General features: G+C 68.4%; 16 protein-coding genes. 13 read left to right on the forward strand and 3 right to left on the reverse strand.

Going from position 1 to position 16,553, the window contains the following annotated elements; translation table 11 throughout:
• Window positions 1-41 precede the first annotated feature (41 nt).
• The 6 genes from TSH64_RS24050 (at window position 42) to TSH64_RS24075 (ending at window position 6,359) form a co-directional block, all read left to right on the forward strand.
• Window positions 42-776, forward strand: coding sequence for an HAD-IA family hydrolase (locus TSH64_RS24050; protein ID WP_109448869.1), 735 nt, complete (start codon window positions 42-44; stop codon window positions 774-776).
• A 64-nt stretch (window positions 777-840) separates the two neighbouring features.
• Window positions 841-2,463 carry an ABC transporter substrate-binding protein gene (locus tag TSH64_RS24055; RefSeq protein WP_109448871.1) on the forward strand — a complete coding sequence of 541 codons (1,623 nt, stop codon included), beginning with the start codon at window positions 841-843 and terminating at the stop codon, window positions 2,461-2,463.
• Window positions 2,464-2,569: 106 nt separating this feature from the next.
• The gene (locus TSH64_RS24060; RefSeq protein WP_109448873.1) at window positions 2,570-3,520 is read left to right on the forward strand and encodes an ABC transporter permease; all 951 of its coding nucleotides are present in this window, start codon (window positions 2,570-2,572) and stop codon (window positions 3,518-3,520) included.
• A complete protein-coding gene (locus TSH64_RS24065) occupies window positions 3,517-4,371 on the forward strand; it encodes an ABC transporter permease (RefSeq protein ID WP_109448875.1) in 855 nt (284 codons plus the stop codon). Before TSH64_RS24060 ends, TSH64_RS24065 begins: the two co-directional genes overlap by 4 nt.
• Entirely contained in the window at window positions 4,371-6,020 is a 1,650-nt protein-coding gene (locus TSH64_RS24070) for an ABC transporter ATP-binding protein (RefSeq protein ID WP_109448877.1), read from the forward strand. The genes TSH64_RS24065 and TSH64_RS24070 overlap by 1 nt, the downstream gene beginning before the upstream one ends.
• Window positions 6,021-6,155: 135 nt before the next feature.
• A complete protein-coding gene (locus TSH64_RS24075; protein ID WP_109448879.1) occupies window positions 6,156-6,359 on the forward strand; it encodes a hypothetical protein in 204 nt (67 codons plus the stop codon).
• A gap of 43 nt (window positions 6,360-6,402) precedes the next feature.
• Here the strand turns inward: TSH64_RS24075 and TSH64_RS24080 are convergent, their stop codons facing one another.
• The 3 genes from TSH64_RS24080 to TSH64_RS24090 all read right to left on the reverse strand — a co-directional run bounded on the left by TSH64_RS24080 (window position 6,403) and on the right by TSH64_RS24090 (window position 9,953).
• Window positions 6,403-7,782, reverse strand: coding sequence for an aspartate aminotransferase family protein (locus TSH64_RS24080; RefSeq protein WP_109448881.1), 1,380 nt, complete (start codon window positions 7,780-7,782; stop codon window positions 6,403-6,405).
• Between the two features lie 30 nt (window positions 7,783-7,812).
• Window positions 7,813-9,306 carry an NAD-dependent succinate-semialdehyde dehydrogenase gene (locus TSH64_RS24085; RefSeq protein ID WP_109452995.1) on the reverse strand — a complete coding sequence of 498 codons (1,494 nt, stop codon included), beginning with the start codon at window positions 9,304-9,306 and terminating at the stop codon, window positions 7,813-7,815.
• 140 nt (window positions 9,307-9,446) lie between these two features.
• Window positions 9,447-9,953 carry an Lrp/AsnC family transcriptional regulator gene (locus TSH64_RS24090; protein WP_109448883.1) on the reverse strand — a complete coding sequence of 169 codons (507 nt, stop codon included), beginning with the start codon at window positions 9,951-9,953 and terminating at the stop codon, window positions 9,447-9,449.
• Between the two features lie 89 nt (window positions 9,954-10,042).
• Between TSH64_RS24090 and TSH64_RS24095 the strand changes: the two genes are divergently transcribed.
• From TSH64_RS24095 to eutC, 7 genes are all read left to right on the forward strand, one after another.
• The gene (locus tag TSH64_RS24095) at window positions 10,043-11,428 is read left to right on the forward strand and encodes a PLP-dependent aminotransferase family protein (protein WP_109448885.1); all 1,386 of its coding nucleotides are present in this window, start codon (window positions 10,043-10,045) and stop codon (window positions 11,426-11,428) included.
• Between the two features lie 123 nt (window positions 11,429-11,551).
• A complete protein-coding gene (gene ehuA, locus TSH64_RS24100) occupies window positions 11,552-12,337 on the forward strand; it encodes an ectoine/hydroxyectoine ABC transporter ATP-binding protein EhuA (RefSeq protein WP_109448887.1) in 786 nt (261 codons plus the stop codon).
• An 83-nt stretch (window positions 12,338-12,420) separates the two neighbouring features.
• The gene (gene ehuC / locus TSH64_RS24105; protein WP_109448889.1) at window positions 12,421-13,080 is read left to right on the forward strand and encodes an ectoine/hydroxyectoine ABC transporter permease subunit EhuC; all 660 of its coding nucleotides are present in this window, start codon (window positions 12,421-12,423) and stop codon (window positions 13,078-13,080) included.
• 11 nt (window positions 13,081-13,091) lie between these two features.
• Complete coding sequence (gene ehuD / locus TSH64_RS24110; RefSeq protein WP_109448891.1) at window positions 13,092-13,748, forward strand: ectoine/hydroxyectoine ABC transporter permease subunit EhuD; 657 nt, start codon at window positions 13,092-13,094, stop codon at window positions 13,746-13,748.
• A gap of 41 nt (window positions 13,749-13,789) precedes the next feature.
• Window positions 13,790-14,575 carry an ectoine utilization protein EutA gene (eutA, locus tag TSH64_RS24115; protein WP_109448893.1) on the forward strand — a complete coding sequence of 262 codons (786 nt, stop codon included), beginning with the start codon at window positions 13,790-13,792 and terminating at the stop codon, window positions 14,573-14,575.
• Window positions 14,572-15,558, forward strand: coding sequence for a hydroxyectoine utilization dehydratase EutB (gene eutB, locus TSH64_RS24120; RefSeq protein WP_199237650.1), 987 nt, complete (start codon window positions 14,572-14,574; stop codon window positions 15,556-15,558). Before eutA ends, eutB begins: the two co-directional genes overlap by 4 nt.
• Complete coding sequence (gene eutC, locus TSH64_RS24125) at window positions 15,546-16,550, forward strand: ectoine utilization protein EutC (protein ID WP_109448897.1); 1,005 nt, start codon at window positions 15,546-15,548, stop codon at window positions 16,548-16,550. The genes eutB and eutC overlap by 13 nt, the downstream gene beginning before the upstream one ends.
• Window positions 16,551-16,553: the final 3 nt, after the last annotated feature.

Below are 16,553 nucleotides of genomic sequence, written 5' to 3' on the forward strand. Positions count from 1 at the left end.
CGGAACGGTTCCCCTGCGGTCCTTGATGAGGAGATGGTGCGTTGACCAAGAGTCTGCCGAGCTTCAAATATCTGACCTTCGACGTCGTCGGCACCCTGATCGACTTCGAATCCGGCATCAAGGACTGCCTCGCCGCAATCGCGGCGGAGGCCGGCACCGAGGTGGACGGCGAGGCGGCGCTGACCCTCTACCGCGAGGCGCGCTACGCCCCGGACGCCGACCTGTTCCCCGACGATCTGGCGCGCGTCTATTCGGTGATCGCGCCCAAGCTGGGGCTGCCCGCCGGCACGCAGTACGGCGAACGCCTGCGGGAGTCCGCGGCGGTCTGGGCCGGCTTCCCCGACAGCCGGGAGGCCCTGGCGCGTCTGGCCAAGCGCTACAAGCTGATCGCGATGACCAACGCGCGGCGCTGGGCCTTCACCCATTTCTCCCGCGAGCTGGGCGATCCGTTCTTTGCCGGCTTCACCGCCGACGACACCGGCGTCGAAAAGCCCGACCCCGCCTTCTTCCAGCAGGTGTTCGACTTCGTCGAGCGCGACGGCGGCAGCAAGGACGACATCCTGCACGTCGCCCAGAGCCAGTATCACGACATCGGGGTGTCCCGCCGCCTCGGCATGACCAACTGCTGGATCCAGCGGCGGCACGCCCAGAAGGGCTATGGCGGCACCATCGAACCCGCCGAGTTCACCGAACCGGATTTCCATTTCCGCTCGATGGCGGAACTGGCTGACGCCGTCGACGCAGCGGCCGCAGAGCCGAAGACGGCTTCCGCGTAACCGGACCAAACCGGAGCGCGCAAAAAAGAAACGAACGAACAATCCTGAACAGAGTGAGGCAGACATGATCAAGACGCCTGAAACCCGGACTCTCCAAAACTGGACCGGTGCCGACGACAGCATGGTCGAAAGCGCCATCCGGCGCGGGGCCAGCCGCCGCGACCTGTTGAAGATGCTGCTGGCCGGCGGGGTGTCGCTGGCGGCTGCCGACCTCGTCCTGGGCCGCGCCGGCATGGCGCTGGCCGCGACACCGGTGAAGGGCGGCGCGCTGAAGGCCGCCGGCTGGTCGGCCTCGACCGCCGACACGCTGGATCCGGCCAAGGCATCGCTGTCCACCGATTATGTCCGCTGCTGCGCCTTCTACAACCGCCTGACCACGCTGGACCAGAACGGCATCCCGCAGATGGAGCTGGCCGAGAGCGTGGAATCGGGCGATGCCAAGACTTGGACGATCAAGCTGCGCAAGGGCGTCACCTTCCACGACGGCAAGTCGCTGACCGCCGACGACGTGGTGTATTCGCTGAAGCGCCACCTCGATCCCGCCGTCGGTTCCAAGGTCGCGAAGATCGCCGCGCAGATGACGGGGTTCAAGGCCGTCGACAAGACCACCGTCGAGATCGAGCTGGCCAGCCCCAACGCCGATCTGCCGACCATCTTGGCCACCCACCATTTCATGATCGTGGCCGACGGCACCACCGACTTCTCCAAGGGCAACGGCACCGGCGCCTTCACCTGCAAGAGCTTCGAGCCGGGCGTGCGCTCCATCGGCCTGCGCAACCAGAATTACTGGAAGGGCGGCCCGAACGTCGACTCCTTCGAGTTCTTCGCGATCAGCGACGACAATGCCCGCGTCAACGCGCTGCTGTCCGGCGACATCCATCTCGCCGCGTCGATCAACCCGCGCTCGACCCGCCTGGTGGACGGGCAGAAGGGCTTCGTCCTGTCGAAGACGACATCCGGCAACTATACCGACCTGAATATCCGCCTGGATATGGAGCCGGGCAGCCGCAAGGACTTCGTCGATGGGATGAAGTACATCGTCAACCGCGAGCAGATCGTCAAATCGGCCCTGCGCGGCTTCGGCGAGGTGGGCAACGACCAGCCGGTCTCGCCCGTCAACCCGTACCACAACGCCGCGCTGAAGCCGAAGGCGTTCGACCCGGAAAAGGCGAAGGCGCTGTTCAAGAAGGCGGGCGTGCTGGGCCAGTCGATCCCGGTGATCACATCGGATGCCGCCTCGTCGGGCATCGACATGGCGATGGTGATCCAGGCCTCCGCCGCCGAGATCGGCATGAAGCTCGACGTCCAGCGCGTGCCGTCCGACGGCTATTGGAGCAACTACTGGCTGAAGGCGCCGATCCATTTCGGCAACATCAACCCGCGGCCGACGCCGGACATCCTGTTCTCCCTGCTCTACGCCTCCGAAGCGCCGTGGAACGAGAGCAAGTACAAGTCGGAGAAGTTCGACAGGATGATGATCGAGGCGCGCGGCATGCTCGACCAGGCCAAGCGCAAGGAGATCTACAACGAGATGCAGGTGATGATCGCCGAAGAGGCCGGCACCATCATCCCCGCCTACATCTCCAACGTCGACGCCATCAGCGACAAGCTGAAGGGCCTCGCCCCCAGCCCGCTGGGCGGCATGATGGGCTACGCTTTCGCCGAGTATGTCTGGCTGGCCGCCTGATACAGTGGACGGGCGGAACGGGGCGGCCGAAGGGCCGGCCCTTCCGGCCCGTCGCGGCCCATCCGGGCAACCCCTGCGGGGGCGCCTCACCTTGCGGAGGCCAAGCATGACATCACGCGTTCCGTCCCTCATCCTTGGTCGGCTGCTCATCGCACTGGTCACGCTGACGATCGTGTCCTTCGCCGTGTTCTTCGCCACCACCCTGCTGCCCGGCGACACGGCGACCATCCTGCTGGGGCAGGCGGCGACGCCGGAAGCCGTCGCCGGCCTGCGCACGGCCATGCATCTCGATGAACCGGCCCTGCTGCGCTTCGTCTACTGGATCGGCGGCCTGTTCCAGGGCGATCTCGGCACCTCCTACGCCAACCATATGCCGGTGGCCACGCTGATCTCCGGCCGGCTCGCCAACACCCTCAAGCTGGCCGGGCTGACCACCCTGGTGTCGGTTCCGCTGGCGTTGACGCTGGGCATCACCGCCGCCATGTGGCGGCGCACGCTCTATGACCGCATCGTCACCATCGCCACCATCGGCGTCATCTCGGTGCCGGAATTCGTGCTGGCGACCCTGGCCGTTCTGGTGTTCGCCGTCTACCTGAAATGGCTGCCGGCCCTGTCCTTCACCTACAATGTCGACAGCTTTTCCGGCCTGCTGCGGGCCTACGCCATGCCGGTCATCACCCTGACCTTCGGGGTGTCGGCGCAGATGATCCGCATGACCAGAGCCGCGGTGATCGAGACGCTGAACACGCCCTATGTCGAAATGGCGCTGCTGAAAGGGGCCTCGCGTCCGCGGATGGTCCTGCGCCACGCCCTGCCCAACGCGCTGGGGCCCATTTCCAACGCGGTCGCCCTGTCGCTCTCCTACCTGCTGGGCGGCGTCATCATCGTCGAGACGATCTTCAACTATCCGGGCGTCGCCAAGCTGATGGTCGATGCGGTGTCCACCCGCGACCTGCCGCTGATCCAGTCCTGCGCGATGATCTTCTGCTTCGGGTATCTGATCCTGATCACCACCGCCGACATCGTCGCCATCCTGTCGAACCCGAGGCTCCGATGAAGACAAATTCTTCCACCGGCTCGCTGGCGGCATGGTCGGGCTACCGGATCAACCTGGTCGGCCTGACCGCCTTCTCCGTCGTCCTGTTCTGGGCGCTGGTCGCCCTGTTCGCCCCCTACATCACGCCCCATTCGGTGGGCGAGATGATCGACCTCGATTATTTCGGCCCGATGCGGCCCGGCCTGTGGCTGGGGTCGGACTATCTCGGCCGCGACATGCTGTCCCGCATCATCTACGGCGCCCGCTACACTGTCGGCATCTCGCTGGCCGCGGTGTCCATCGCCTGCTTCACCGGCGTGGTGCTGGGCATGACCTCGGCCGTGCTGCGAGGGCCGGTGGACATGGTGGTCAGCCGCATCCTCGACGCCATGAACTCCATCCCCAGCAAGCTGTTCGGCCTGATGGTGGTCGCGGCGGTGGGCTCGTCCATCCCCGTTCTGATCCTGACCCTGTCGGTCATCTATGTTCCCGGCGCCTACCGCTTCAGCCGGGCGCTGGCGATCAACATCGACACGATGGACTTCATCATGGTCGCCCGCATCCGGGGCGAAAGGCTGCCCTATCTGATCGCATCGGAGATCCTGCCCAACATCATCGGCCCGGTGCTGGCCGACCTCGGCCTGCGCTTCGTCTTCATCGTCCTGCTGCTGTCGGGCCTGTCCTTCCTGGGGCTGGGCGTCCAGCCGCCCTATGCCGACTGGGGGGCGCTGGTGCGCGAGAACATCGGCGGCCTGCCCTTCGCGGCACCGGCGGTGATCGTGCCGTCGCTGGCCATCGCCACCCTGACCATCAGCGTCAATCTGCTGATCGACAATCTTCCGCAGAAGATCCGGGACCGGAGTGCTTCCTGATGACGAACCTTGTCGAAATCCGCGGCCTGACGGTCGAGGCCACCACCGATTCCGGCCGCTGGATCCAGATCCTGAAGGGCATCGACCTGGACATCGCCGCCGGCGAGACCGTCGCCTTCATCGGCGAAAGCGGCTCCGGCAAGACCACCGCCGCCATGACGCTGCTCGGCTACGCCCGTCCGGGCTGCCGGATTTCCGGCGGAACGGTGACGGTCGACGGCCATGACATGGTGACGCTGCCGGAAAAGGACCGCGCTGCCCTGCGCGGCACCACCGTGGCCTATGTGCCGCAGAGTGCCGCCGCCGCCTTCAACCCGGCCTCGACCATCATGGAGCAGGTCATCGAGGTGACGCGGATCCATCGCCTGATGCCGCCGGACGAGGCCCGCCGCCGGGCGGTCGCCCTGTTCCGCGCCCTGTCGCTCCCCAATCCCGACAGCATCGGCGACCGTTACCCGCATCAGGTGTCGGGCGGCCAGCTGCAACGGCTGGCGGCGGCGATGGCGCTGATCGGCGATCCCAAGGTGGTGATCTTCGACGAGCCGACCACGGCGCTGGACGTCACCACCCAGGTCGAGGTTCTGCGCGCCTTCAAGGCGGTGACCGCCCAGCACCGGATCGCCTGCGTCTATGTCTCCCACGATCTGGCCGTGGTCGCCCAGATCGCCGACCGCATCATGGTGCTGCGCAACGGCGCGGTGCAGGAAACCGGCAGCGTCCACGACATCCTGACGCGCCCGACACACCCCTACACCCAGGAATTGCTGCACGCCTTCCACCCCGACACCGGCGGGCGCGAGGTGCGGCCCGTCGCCGACAGCGGCGCCCCGCTGCTGGAAATCAACACGCTGAGCGCCGGCTACGGCCCGCCGCAGTCGAACGGGCAGCCGCTGGTCCTCGCCGTCAAGGGGGTGAGCCTGCAGGTGAAGCGGGGCACCAACCTCGGCATCATCGGCGAGTCCGGCTGCGGAAAATCGACGCTGGCGCGCGCCATCGCCGGGATCCTGCCGGCCTGCAAGGGCGACATCCAGTTCAATGGCAAGGAGCTGTGGCACAGCGCCCGCCAGCGCAGCCACGACCAGCTGCGCGACCTGCAGATCGTCTTCCAGCACGCCGACACCGCGCTCAACCCGGCCAAGTCCATCGAGGACATCCTCGGCCGTCCGCTGACCTTCTATCACGGCCTGCGCGGCAAGGCCCGCGATGCGCGGGTCGATGCGCTGCTGGACATGGTCCGCCTGCCCCGCGCCCTGCGCCACCGCCGCCCGGCAGAACTGTCGGGCGGCCAGAAACAGCGGGTGAACTTCGCCCGTGCGCTCGCCGCCGAGCCGAAGCTGATCCTGTGCGACGAGATCACCTCGGCCCTCGACACCGTCGTTGCGGCGGCGGTCATCGACCTGCTGAAGGAACTGCAACGCGAGCTTGGCCTGTCCTATGTGTTCATCAGCCACGACCTGTCGGTGATCGAGGCGATCTGCGACGAGATCGTCGTGATGTATCGCGGGCAGACGGTGGAGACTATCATCCCCGCCGACCGACAGCCGCCGCAGCACCCCTATTCCAAACTGCTGTTCTCGTCGGTTCCGAAGCTGGATCCGACCTGGCTCGACACGCTGAACATCGACGCCGACCGGATGCGGGTGGCCTGACCCACCGGTTGGCGATGATTGGCCGAGCCAACAAGCTGGGCTATTTGTGGGTAGGCGGTCACATACCGCCATATGTTCATGACTCGTTAATTGCGGCGGCCCACCCTGCGGCATGATGTCGAGGAGGGCATCCAAATGACCTGTTCACAGCAGAGTGTCGCGGTCGGCGGCTTCACGGCGACCATCACCGACCTCGGGGATCGCCGGGAAATCACCGTCGCCCGTGCGGGGCTCGGTCCCTGGGTCTACCAGGAGACCACCCTGGCGAGCCTTTCGGCCTGCGTGGAGCGGTTCACCGGGCAGTCGGTCCCGCGTCACCGCGCCGATCAGCCCTGCTAGGCTGGGACCGGCGCACTGACGGAGCCCAATCGGAGTTCGGCGTTCAGAGTTCGGCCGCGACAGCCTTCACCGCCTTGGCCGTCGCCGCCACCACGATGTCGGCCTCCTCCCGCGTCAGGCAGAGCGGCGGTGCGAAGCCGAGGATGTCCCCCTGGGGCATGGCGCGGGCGATGACACCCCGCTCCAGAAGGGCTGCGGACAGGCGCGGCCCGACCTTCGCCTCGGCGGGGAAGAAGCGGCGGTCGTCCCGGTCGGCGACGAACTCCACTGCCGCCAGCATGCCCTCGCCGCGCACCTCGCCGACCATCGGATGCCCGCCCAGCGCGTCGGTCAGCGCCGCGCGGAAATAGCCCCCGGTCTCGCGCGCGTTGGTCACCAGGTCGAGCCTGTCGACCAGCTCCAGATTCGCCACCCCGGCCGCGGCGCAGAGCGGATGCGCCGAATAGGTCCAGCCATGGCCGATGGGGCCGAGCTGGTCGGAGCCCTGCTCCAGCACCTTCCACACCCGCTCGCCGACGATCACCCCCGACAGCGGCGCATAGGCGGAGGTCAGCCCCTTGGCGATGGTGATGAGGTCGGGCTTGATGCCGTAATGGTCGGACCCGAACATGCTGCCGAGCCGGCCGAACCCGGTCACCACCTCGTCGGCGATCAACAGGATGTCGTGCTTGTCGAGGACGGCCTGGATCTTCTCCCAATAGCCGGCGGGCGGCGGGACGATGCCGCCGGTGCCCAGCACCGGTTCGCCGATGAAGGCGGCGATGGTCTCCGGCCCCTCCGCCTGGATCAGCGCCTCCAGCCGGTCGGCGCAATGCTGGGAGAACTGCTCCTCGCTCATGCTGCGGTCGGCCCGGCGGAAATAATAGGGGGCTTCGGTGTGCAGCACCGGCGGACGCGGCAGGTCGAAGGCCTTGTGGAACAGCTCCAGCCCGGTCAGGCTGCCGGTCATCACCCCCGACCCGTGATAGCCGCGCCAGCGCGAGATGATCTTCTTCTTCTCGGGCCGGCCGAGGATGTTGTTGTAATACCAGACCAGCTTGATGTTGGTCTCGTTCGCGTCCGATCCCGACAGGCCGAAATAGACGCGCGACATCCCGGCGGGCGCCCGGTCGACGATCATCTTGGCCAGCGCGATCGACGGTTCGCTGCCATGCCCGACATAGGCGTGATAATAGGCGAGCTTGCCGGCCTGCTCGGCGATGGCGTCGGCGATCTCGCGACGGCCATAGCCGACATTGACGCAATAGAGGCCGGCGAAGGCGTCCAGGCTGCGCTTGCCGTCACGGTCGGTGATGTAGACGCCCTCGCCGCCGGTGACGACGCGGGTCGGCGTGTCGCCGCGGGCATGCGCCGCCATGTGGGTCGACGGGTGGAAGAAATGGTCGCGGTCCCAGGCGGTCAGCTCGTTGGTCAGGTCGGTCATGGCGTTTCTTTCCAGATCGGGAGTTTCTGCTCAGGCGGCGTCGAGGCAGACGTATTTCAGCTCGGTGAAGGCCTCCATCCCATGGCGCGAGCCTTCGCGGCCGAGGCCGGATTGCTTGACCCCGCCGAAGGGAACCGGCGCGCCGGTGATCTTCACCCGGTTGACCGCCACCATGCCGTAGTGCAGCGCCCGCGACAGGCGGAGGATCCGGCCGGCGTCACGGGTCACCAGATAGGCGACGAGGCCGTAGTCGGTGTCGTTGGCGCGAGCCACCGCCTCCGCCTCGTCATCGAAGGGCAGGATCGCGGCGACCGGGCCGAAGGTCTCCTCGCGCAGGATCAGCGAGTCCGTTGCGACGTCGGCCAGCACGGTCGGACGGTAGAACAGCGGGCCGGCGGGATGGACCTCGCCGCCGGTCAGGCAGCGGGCACCGCGGTCCAGCGCGTCGCGGACATGACGGGCGCATTTGTCGACCGCCCGCCCGTTCATCAGCGGGCCGATCTGCACCTCCGGTTCCAGCCCCGGCCCGACGCGCAGCGCGGCACTGCGGGCGGTGAAGGCGGCGCAGAAGCTGTCGTAGAGCGGGCGCTGCACATAGATGCGGTTGGCGGCGAGACAGTCCTGGCCGGAGGTGGCGAACTTCGCGTCGATGGCGATGTCCACCGCCCGTTGCAGATCGGCGTCGGCGAAGACCAGCAGGGGCGCATGGCCGCCCAACTCCATCACCAGCCGCTTCATGGTGGGCGCGCAGCGCGCGGCGATGCGGCTGCCGATTTCGGTGGAACCGGTGAAGCTCATGGCGCGGACGCGGGCGTCGTCGCACAGCGCTCCGACCAGCGGCTCCGGATCGCCGGTCAGGACGTTGAAGACGCCGGCGGGGATGCCCGCCCGCTCCGCCAGTTCCGCCAGCGCCAGCGCCGACAGCGGCGTCTCGGACGACGCATGCGCCACCACGGTGCAGCCGGCGGCCAGCGCCGCCGCCGCCTTGCGCGTCAGCATCGCCGACGGGAAGTTCCAAGGCGTCGCCATGCCGACCACGCCCAGAGCCTCCCGCCGTAGCAGCATTTCGGCACCGGGCAGGTGGCTGGCGATGCTCTCGACGCCCAGCCGCTTGGCTTCCTCCGCGTACCATTCGACGAAGGAGGCGGCATAGTCGATTTCTCCACGCGATTCGGCGAGCGGCTTGCCCTGCTCCAGCGTCATCAGCAGGGCCAGATCCTCGCGGGCGGCGGTGATGCGGTCGAACCAGTCGCGCAGCCGGGCGGCGCGGTCCTGCGGCAGCCGGGCGCTCCAGGCCGGAAAGGCGGCGGCGGCGGCGGTGACGGCGGCGGTCGCCTGGGCGGCGTCCAGCGCCGCGACCTGGGCGAGGGTCCGCCCGCTGGCCGGGTCGGTCACCGCGAAGGTGGCGCCGTCGGGCGCCGCGGTCCAGCGTCCGCCGACATAGGCGAGTTCGCGCAGCAGCCGGCGGTCGCTCAGGCGGCTGACGGCGTCGTGACGGTCCGGGCGGGACAGCTGCGCGGTCATGGACACCTCCGGAAAGGATTTGGGCATTGGAACGCCGATGTCCGGAGTCTAGGGGTGCCGCGATGGAGAGAGTGTCCGAACCTGCCCCTTGGGGCGGAGACTGTCTCTTTCCCAAGGCGGGCAGGAAGAGAAAGTCTCTATCAGCTTGCGACGGACCCGCCCGGCTCCTCCATCAGCGCTTCCAGCGGCATCGCCGCATCGTCCTTCACCGTCCGCGTGACGATGTAGGTGAAATAGCGGTCGATCCCGGCGTCGCCGTCCAGCAGCCGGTCGATGAGCCGCTGATAGGCATCGACGTCGCGCGCCACCACCCGCAGGACATAATCGACCCCGCCGCCGACCGACCAGCAGGAGACGATGCCGGGCTCGGCCCTGACCGCCCGCTCGAAGCGGTCGAAATCGGCCTGCCGGTGGCTGCCCAGCGTCACCTCGACCAGCGCCATCGCGAAGGGCGTCACCTGCCGCAGCGCCAGCCGCGCGTGATAGCCGGTGACGATGCCGGCCTCCTCCAGCCGGCGCAGCCGTACCCAGCACGGCGTCGGCGACAGCCCCACCCTGTCGGCCAGGGCCAGCTTGGTGATGCGGCCGTCCCGCTGGATTTCCGAAAGGATGCGCAGGTCGATGGAATCGAGCTTCAGGTCGGGCATGGGGCGGCGTGCCTCTGGAAAATGACAACCCGACGATGTCCGCGCTTTCCGCCATTGTCAAATGTGGTGATTTCCAGCAGAAATGTTGCATGACAAAGTGGCACCCCGATGCATCGGCTTTGAGCAGGCCCGTCTATCTCTCGCTGGCCGATCAGGTGCAGCGGGCGATCGCGCAAGGCCAATTGGCGGTCGGCGACCAGCTGCCCACCCACCGGCAGCTTGCCGATGAATTGGGCATTTCCGTCCAGACCGTCAGCCGCGCCTACGAGGAGCTGATCCGGCGCGGCCTGATCAGCGGGGAGACCGGGCGCGGCACCTTCATCCGCGCCGTCCAGACCGAGGTCGACCCGCCCTACATCCCGCAACGCACCGACGAGGTGATCGACCTGTCGATCCTGAAGCCGGTGTGCGAGCCTCTGCATGTGGAGGCGATGCGGGGGGCGCTGGTGGAGCTTGCCGCCAGCCTGCCGCCGGCCGTGGTGCTGTCCTTCCGCCCCAACACCCTGTTCGCCCGCCACCGGGCGACGGCGGTGTCCTGGCTGCGCCACTGCGGGGTGGAGACGGGGGCTGCCAACGTCACCCTGACCAACGGCGCCACCGCCGGCATGACCATCGCCCTGATGGCCGCCGCCCCTCCCGGATCGACCGTGGTGACGGAGGAGGTCGGGCACCACACCCTGCTGCCGCTGGCCTCCTATCTCGGCATCAAGCTGCGCGGCGTCGCCATCGACGAGGAAGGGATCCGGCCCGACGCGCTCGATGCTGCCTGCCGCGACGGCACGGCCAAGGCCCTGTTCGTCATGCCGAACCCGATCAACGCCACCGCGACCCACATGGGCGAGGAGCGGCGGAGGGAGATCGCGCGGCTGGCCCAGCGGCACAATCTCTCCATCGTGGAGAACGACCCGCTCGGGCCCCTGCTGAGCGAGCGGCGCCCGCCGCTGGCGGCCCTGGCGCCGGAACGGACCCTCTACGTCACCAGCTTCACCAAGACGGTGATGCCGGGCCTGCGCACCGGCTATCTGGTGGTTCCGGACCGGCTGCTCGCCGCCGTCACCAACCGCCATCTGGTGACCAACTGGATCGCGACGCCCATCGTCGCCGAGATCGCCACCCGCTGGGTCGAGAGCGGATTCGCGATGGAGATGGTGGAATGGCAGCGCAAGGCCCTGCACCGCCGCCACGCGCTGGCGGCGGAAATCCTGAAGGGCATCCCCCATCGCAGCCATGCCGAGGGGCTGCATCTGTGGCTGCCGCTGGGGGAAGGACGGCCGGAGGCGACCTTCGTGTCGCATGCCCGCCATCAGGGGGTGGCGCTGGCGCCGGGATCGGCCTTCGCCATCGGTCCCGGTACGCGGCCCGACGCGCTGCGCGTCTCCATCGGCTCCACCACCGAGGCGGAGCTGCACGCCGGCCTGCGCGTGATCGTCAATCTGCTGAACAGCGATCCGGAACCGGTGCTTCTCGCCATCTGAACAATTCCGAGGGGGGCTCCTCCAGAATTGTCATGATTTTATTTTCCGGATTGACATGATTTAGGCGGTCCCGCATCGTTTGCGCACATCCACGGTCGCCAACCATTGCAAGGGAAGACCGGTGTGACCGACACAATCATCGACATCGACCGGGTCACGAAGCGCTACGGCTCGCACACCGTGCTGCAGGATTTGTGTTTTTCAGTCCGGCCGGGTGAGAAGCTGGCGCTGATCGGGCCGTCCGGCTCCGGCAAGACGACGATCCTGCGGACGCTGATGACGCTGGAGACCATCGAAAGCGGCACCATCCGCATCGATGGCGAGCCCCTGTTCCAGATGGAGCGCAACGGCAGCCTGGTCCCCGCCGACGAGGCGCATCTGCACCGGATGCGGACCAAGATCGGCATGGTGTTCCAGCTGTTCAACCTGTTCCCGCACAAATGCGTGCTGGACAATGTCACGCTGGCGCCGATGCTGACCAAGGGCGTCAGGAAGGCGGATGCCGAGCGCCGGGCGATGGAACTGCTGGACCTCGTCGGCCTCGCCGACAAGGCCCGCGCCATGCCGGCCCAGCTGTCCGGCGGCCAGAAGCAACGGGTGGCCATCGCACGCGCCCTGGCGTTGCAGCCGAGGATCATGCTGTTCGACGAGGTGACCTCGGCCCTCGACCCCGAACTGGTGGAAGAGGTGCTGAGCGTGATGCGGATGCTGGGGTCGACCACCGACATGACCATGTTGCTGGTGACCCACGAGATGAGCTTCGCCCATGATTTCGCCGACCGCGTGCTGTTCTTCGACCGCGGCCGCATCGTCGAGGAGGGGCCGCCCGACGTGCTCTTCACCAACCCGACGCACGAGCGGACCCAGGCCTTCCTGAAAAAGATCATCGCTGCCGGACAGCGGATCTAAAAGTTCAGCGCATCTGAAGGCTCGGCGCATCCGACCGCGTCCGTTTCCGCTTTTTTCCCCCGAACGCAGGAGATCTCGGCTTCATGGCTGATTGGGCCGGCTATCTGGGCTTGATGCTGGACGGCGCGCTGGTGACGGCGAAGCTGACCGTGCTCGGCTGCGCGCTGGCCCTGCCGGCCGCCTTCCTCGCCGGGCTGGGCCGGCTGTCGCGCCACTCCACGGTGCGCGCCCTGTCGGTCGCCTACATCGAGTTCTTTCGCGGCACGTCGATCTTCGTCCAGCTGTTCTGGGCCTATTTCGTCCTGCCGCTGATCGGGGTGACGCTGACGCCGTTGCAGGCCGGCGTGCTGGCGCTCGGGCTGAATGTCGGCGCCTATGGCGCGGAGGTGGTGCGAGCGGCGGTGCAGTCCATCGGCCGCGAACAGCACGAGGCCTGCATCGCCCTGAACCTGACGCGCTGGCAGAGCCTGCGCCACGTGCTGCTGCCGCAGGCGGCGGTGGTGATGGTGCCGACCTTCTGCAACAACGCCATCGAACTGCTGAAGGCAACCTCGGTCGTCTCGCTGATCTCGCTCAGCGACCTCACCTTCCAGGCGCAGGTCGTCCGCTCGCAGACCGGCAGCACCGCCCTGCCCTTCCTGACCGTGCTGGTCATCTACTTCGCCTATGCCAGCCTGATCTCGGCCGGCATGAAAGCCCTGGAGCGCCGCATGACCCGCGGCCTCGACGGGCTGCGCACTTAAGGAAACCGGCCATGGAATGGGATTGGGAGTTCGTCCGCGAGATCATGCCGATGCTGCTGGACGGCCTGCGCATCACGCTGCTGGCCACCCTGCTCGGCTCCATCCTGGCCGCCGCCGCCGGGCTGGGCTTCGCCCTGCTGCGCCGGTCGAAAAACCGGGCGGTGACGCGCATCACCGGCTTCGTGGTGGAGTTCATCCGCGGCACGCCGCTGCTGGTGCAGCTGTATTTCCTGTTCTACGTGCTGCCGGAGCTGGGACTGCTGCTGTCGCCGCTGACCGCCGGCGTGGTCGGCTTGGGCCTCCATTACGCCACCTACACGTCGGAGGTCTTCCGCGCCGGCATCGACAACACGCCGCGCGGCCAGTGGGAGGCGGCCAAGGCCTGCAACCTCACGCCCTACCAGACCTGGCGCCATGTCATCCTGCCGCAGGCGATCCCGCCGATGATCCCGGCGCTGGCGAATTATTTCGTCGCGATGTTCAAGGAAACCCCGCTGCTCTCCGCCATCACGGTGATCGAGCTGATGAGCGAGGCTCGCGGCGTCGCCAACAGCAATTACCGCTATCTGGAGCCGATGACGATGGTCGGCGTCCTGTTCCTGTGCATCAGCCTGATCGCCGTGCCCGCCCTCCACCTGCTGGAACGCCGTTTCCGGCCACCCCGCTGACTGCCGGCGCGCCGACACGCTGACCCTGGAGTTTCCGAGCCATGTCCTCCCTCCCCATCCTGCGCTCTCCCACCGCGCTGGCCTTCGACGACCGCCCGGTCGAAAAGCGCGTCGGCCTGGTCGTGCTGGCGACCGACCACACGACCGAACCGGATTTCCGCCGCATGGTCGCCGGCGACCGCATCGGCGTCTACACCGCGCGCATCCCCTACGCCAACCCGACGACGCCGGAGAATCTGCGCCGCATGCAGCCGCGCCTCGCCGACGGGGCGGCGCTGATCCTGCCCGGCGAGCCGCTCGATGCCATCTGCTATTCCTGCACCTCGGCCAGCGTCGTGATGGGCGACGACGCCATCGAGCAGGCCATCGCCTCGGCCAAGCCGGGCGCTCCCGTCATCACGCCGCCCGCCGCCGCCCGGCGTGCCCTGCATGCCTTCGGCGCCCAGCGCATCGCCGTGCTGACCCCCTACACCGAACAGACCAGCCGGCCGATGGCCGCCTATTTCGGCGTGCATGGCTTCGACATCGCGCGCTTCACCTGCTTCGGGCTGGATGACGACCGCGAGATGGCGCGCATCGCGCCGGCCAGTCTGGTGCGCGCCGCCGTCGAAGCGATGGCGCCGGACGCCGAGGCCCTGTTCATCTCCTGCACCGCCCTGCGCTCGGCCGCCGTCGCCGCCGAGATCGAGGACGCCATCGGCCGCCCCGTCGTCACCAGCAACCAGGCCACCGCCTGGGCCGCGCTGCGCCTGTGCGGCGATGACCGGTCCCGTCCCGGGGCTGGGCGGCTGATGACCCTGCCGCTGCCGCAGGATGCATGGTCATGAGCGGCCAGGACATCGGTCTGGAGGACGTCTTCCGTGCTCGCGCGCGGCTGGCCGGACGGATCGTGGCGACGCCGACCGTCGCCTCGCCCAGCCTGACCGCCCGCTGCGGCACTCCGGTCTTCCTGAAGCTGGAGACCCGCCAGACCACCGGCAGCTTCAAGCTGCGCGGCGCCACCAACGCGCTGTCGGCCCTGCCACGCGAAGCATTGGCGACGGGGGTCGCGGCGGCCTCCACCGGCAATCATGGCCGTGCGCTCGCCCATGCCGCCGCTCAGGCCGGCGTCCGCTGCGTCGTCTGCATGTCGGCGCTGGTGCCAGCCAACAAGATCGAGGGCATCCGCGCGCTGGGGGCGGAGATATGCATCGTCGGCCGTTCCCAGGACGACGCGCAGGTCGAGGTCGACCGGCTGGTCCGCGAGGAGGGCTTCGCCACCGTCCCGCCCTTCGACCATGCCGACGTCATCGCCGGACAGGGCACGCTGGGGCTGGAGATCGTCGAGGCGGTTCCCGATGCCGAGCTGCTGCTGGTGCCGCTGTCGGGCGGCGGCCTGATCGGCGGCGTGGCGCTGGCGGCCAAGGCCCTGCGGCCAGGCCTGCGGGTGATCGGCGTGTCGATGGAACGCGGTGCCGCGATGCATGCCAGCCTGAAGGCCGGACGCCCGGTCCAGGTCGAGGAGCTGGAGACGCTGGCGGATTCGCTCGGCGGCGGCATCGGGCTCGACAACCGCCACACCCACCGGCTCGCCGCCAGCCTGCTCGACGACGTGGTCCTGCTGACCGAGGCGGAGATCGCCGCCGGCATCGAGCACGCCTACTCCGCCGAGCAGGAAATCGTCGAGGGCGCCGGGGCCGTCGGCATCGCCGCACTGCTCGCCGGCAAGGTGACGCCGCGAGGCCCGACAATCGCCCTTCTGTCCGGCCGCAACATCGCCATGGACCTGCACCGCCGCATCATCACCGGAGGCCTGCCATGCCCCGCATGACCATCCTGACCGAGGCGGAGCTGCGGCGGATCGTTCCGCTCGACCGCGATGCCGTTGTCTGCGTCGAGGACGCCTTCCGGGCACTGGCCACCCGTCCGGTGGCAATGCCGCCGATCCTGCGGCTCGACATCCCGGAACATGCCGGCGGTAGCGGGGGAGAAGTCGACGTCAAGACCGCCTATGTCCCCGGCCTCGACGGTTTCGCCATCAAGATCAGTCCCGGCTTCTTCGGCAACCCGGCGCTCGGCCTGCCCAGCGTCAACGGGCTGATGGTGCTGCTGAGCAGCCGGACCGGGCTGGTCGAGGCCCTGCTTCTCGACAACGGCTATCTGACCGACGTGCGGACCGCCGCGGCGGGTGCGGTCGCCGCCAAACACCTGTCGCATCCCGACAGCGCCGTCGCCGCCGTCTTCGGCGCCGGGGTGCAGGCGGCGTTGCAACTGGAGGCGCTGATCCTGGTCCGCCCGATCCGCGAGGCCCGAATCTGGGCGCGCCAACCCGAGCGCGCCGCCACCACCGCCGCCCGCCTGTCGGAGCGGCTGGGCTTCCCCGTCCGCGCCGAGACGGACGGCCTGACAGCCGTGGCGGGGGCCGACATCGTCGTCACCACCACCCCGGCCGACCGGCCGATCCTGATGGCGGACTGGCTCGAACCCGGCCAGCACGTCACCGCCATGGGGTCGGACGCCGAACACAAGAACGAACTCGATCCCGCCATCCTGTCCCGTGCCGACCTCTATGTCGCCGACCGCCTGACGCAAACCCGCCGGCTGGGCGAACTGCATCACGCGATCGCCGCCGGCACGGTCGCCGCCGACCGGGAGTTTCCCGAGCTGGGCGCCGTCATCGCCGGGCAGGCCGCGGGCCGCCCCTCCACCGACGCCATCACCGTCTGCGACCTCACCGGAACCGGGGTGCAGGACACCGCCATCGCCACGCTGGCGCGCGGCCGGGCCCTGGCGGCCGGTGCCGGCACCGTCTTCGACGCCTGATCC

The sequence above is a fragment of the Azospirillum sp. TSH64 genome, from assembly GCF_003116035.1.
Taxonomy (GTDB): domain Bacteria; phylum Pseudomonadota; class Alphaproteobacteria; order Azospirillales; family Azospirillaceae; genus Azospirillum.

Coding starts and splice junctions, on each gene's coding strand:
- TSH64_RS24095 (WP_109448885.1), top strand. CDS start 10,043: ATGACAAAGTGGCACCCCGATGCATCGGCTTTGAGCAGGCCCGTCTAT.
- TSH64_RS24085 (WP_109452995.1), bottom strand. CDS start 9,306: ATGACCGCGCAGCTGTCCCGCCCGGACCGTCACGACGCCGTCAGCCGC.
- ehuD (WP_109448891.1), top strand. CDS start 13,092: ATGGAATGGGATTGGGAGTTCGTCCGCGAGATCATGCCGATGCTGCTG.
- TSH64_RS24090 (WP_109448883.1), bottom strand. CDS start 9,953: ATGCCCGACCTGAAGCTCGATTCCATCGACCTGCGCATCCTTTCGGAA.
- eutA (WP_109448893.1), top strand. CDS start 13,790: ATGTCCTCCCTCCCCATCCTGCGCTCTCCCACCGCGCTGGCCTTCGAC.
- TSH64_RS24075 (WP_109448879.1), top strand. CDS start 6,156: ATGACCTGTTCACAGCAGAGTGTCGCGGTCGGCGGCTTCACGGCGACC.
- TSH64_RS24055 (WP_109448871.1), top strand. CDS start 841: ATGATCAAGACGCCTGAAACCCGGACTCTCCAAAACTGGACCGGTGCC.
- ehuC (WP_109448889.1), top strand. CDS start 12,421: ATGGCTGATTGGGCCGGCTATCTGGGCTTGATGCTGGACGGCGCGCTG.
- TSH64_RS24065 (WP_109448875.1), top strand. CDS start 3,517: ATGAAGACAAATTCTTCCACCGGCTCGCTGGCGGCATGGTCGGGCTAC.
- TSH64_RS24060 (WP_109448873.1), top strand. CDS start 2,570: ATGACATCACGCGTTCCGTCCCTCATCCTTGGTCGGCTGCTCATCGCA.
- eutB (WP_199237650.1), top strand. CDS start 14,572: ATGAGCGGCCAGGACATCGGTCTGGAGGACGTCTTCCGTGCTCGCGCG.
- TSH64_RS24070 (WP_109448877.1), top strand. CDS start 4,371: ATGACGAACCTTGTCGAAATCCGCGGCCTGACGGTCGAGGCCACCACC.
- eutC (WP_109448897.1), top strand. CDS start 15,546: ATGCCCCGCATGACCATCCTGACCGAGGCGGAGCTGCGGCGGATCGTT.
- TSH64_RS24080 (WP_109448881.1), bottom strand. CDS start 7,782: ATGACCGACCTGACCAACGAGCTGACCGCCTGGGACCGCGACCATTTC.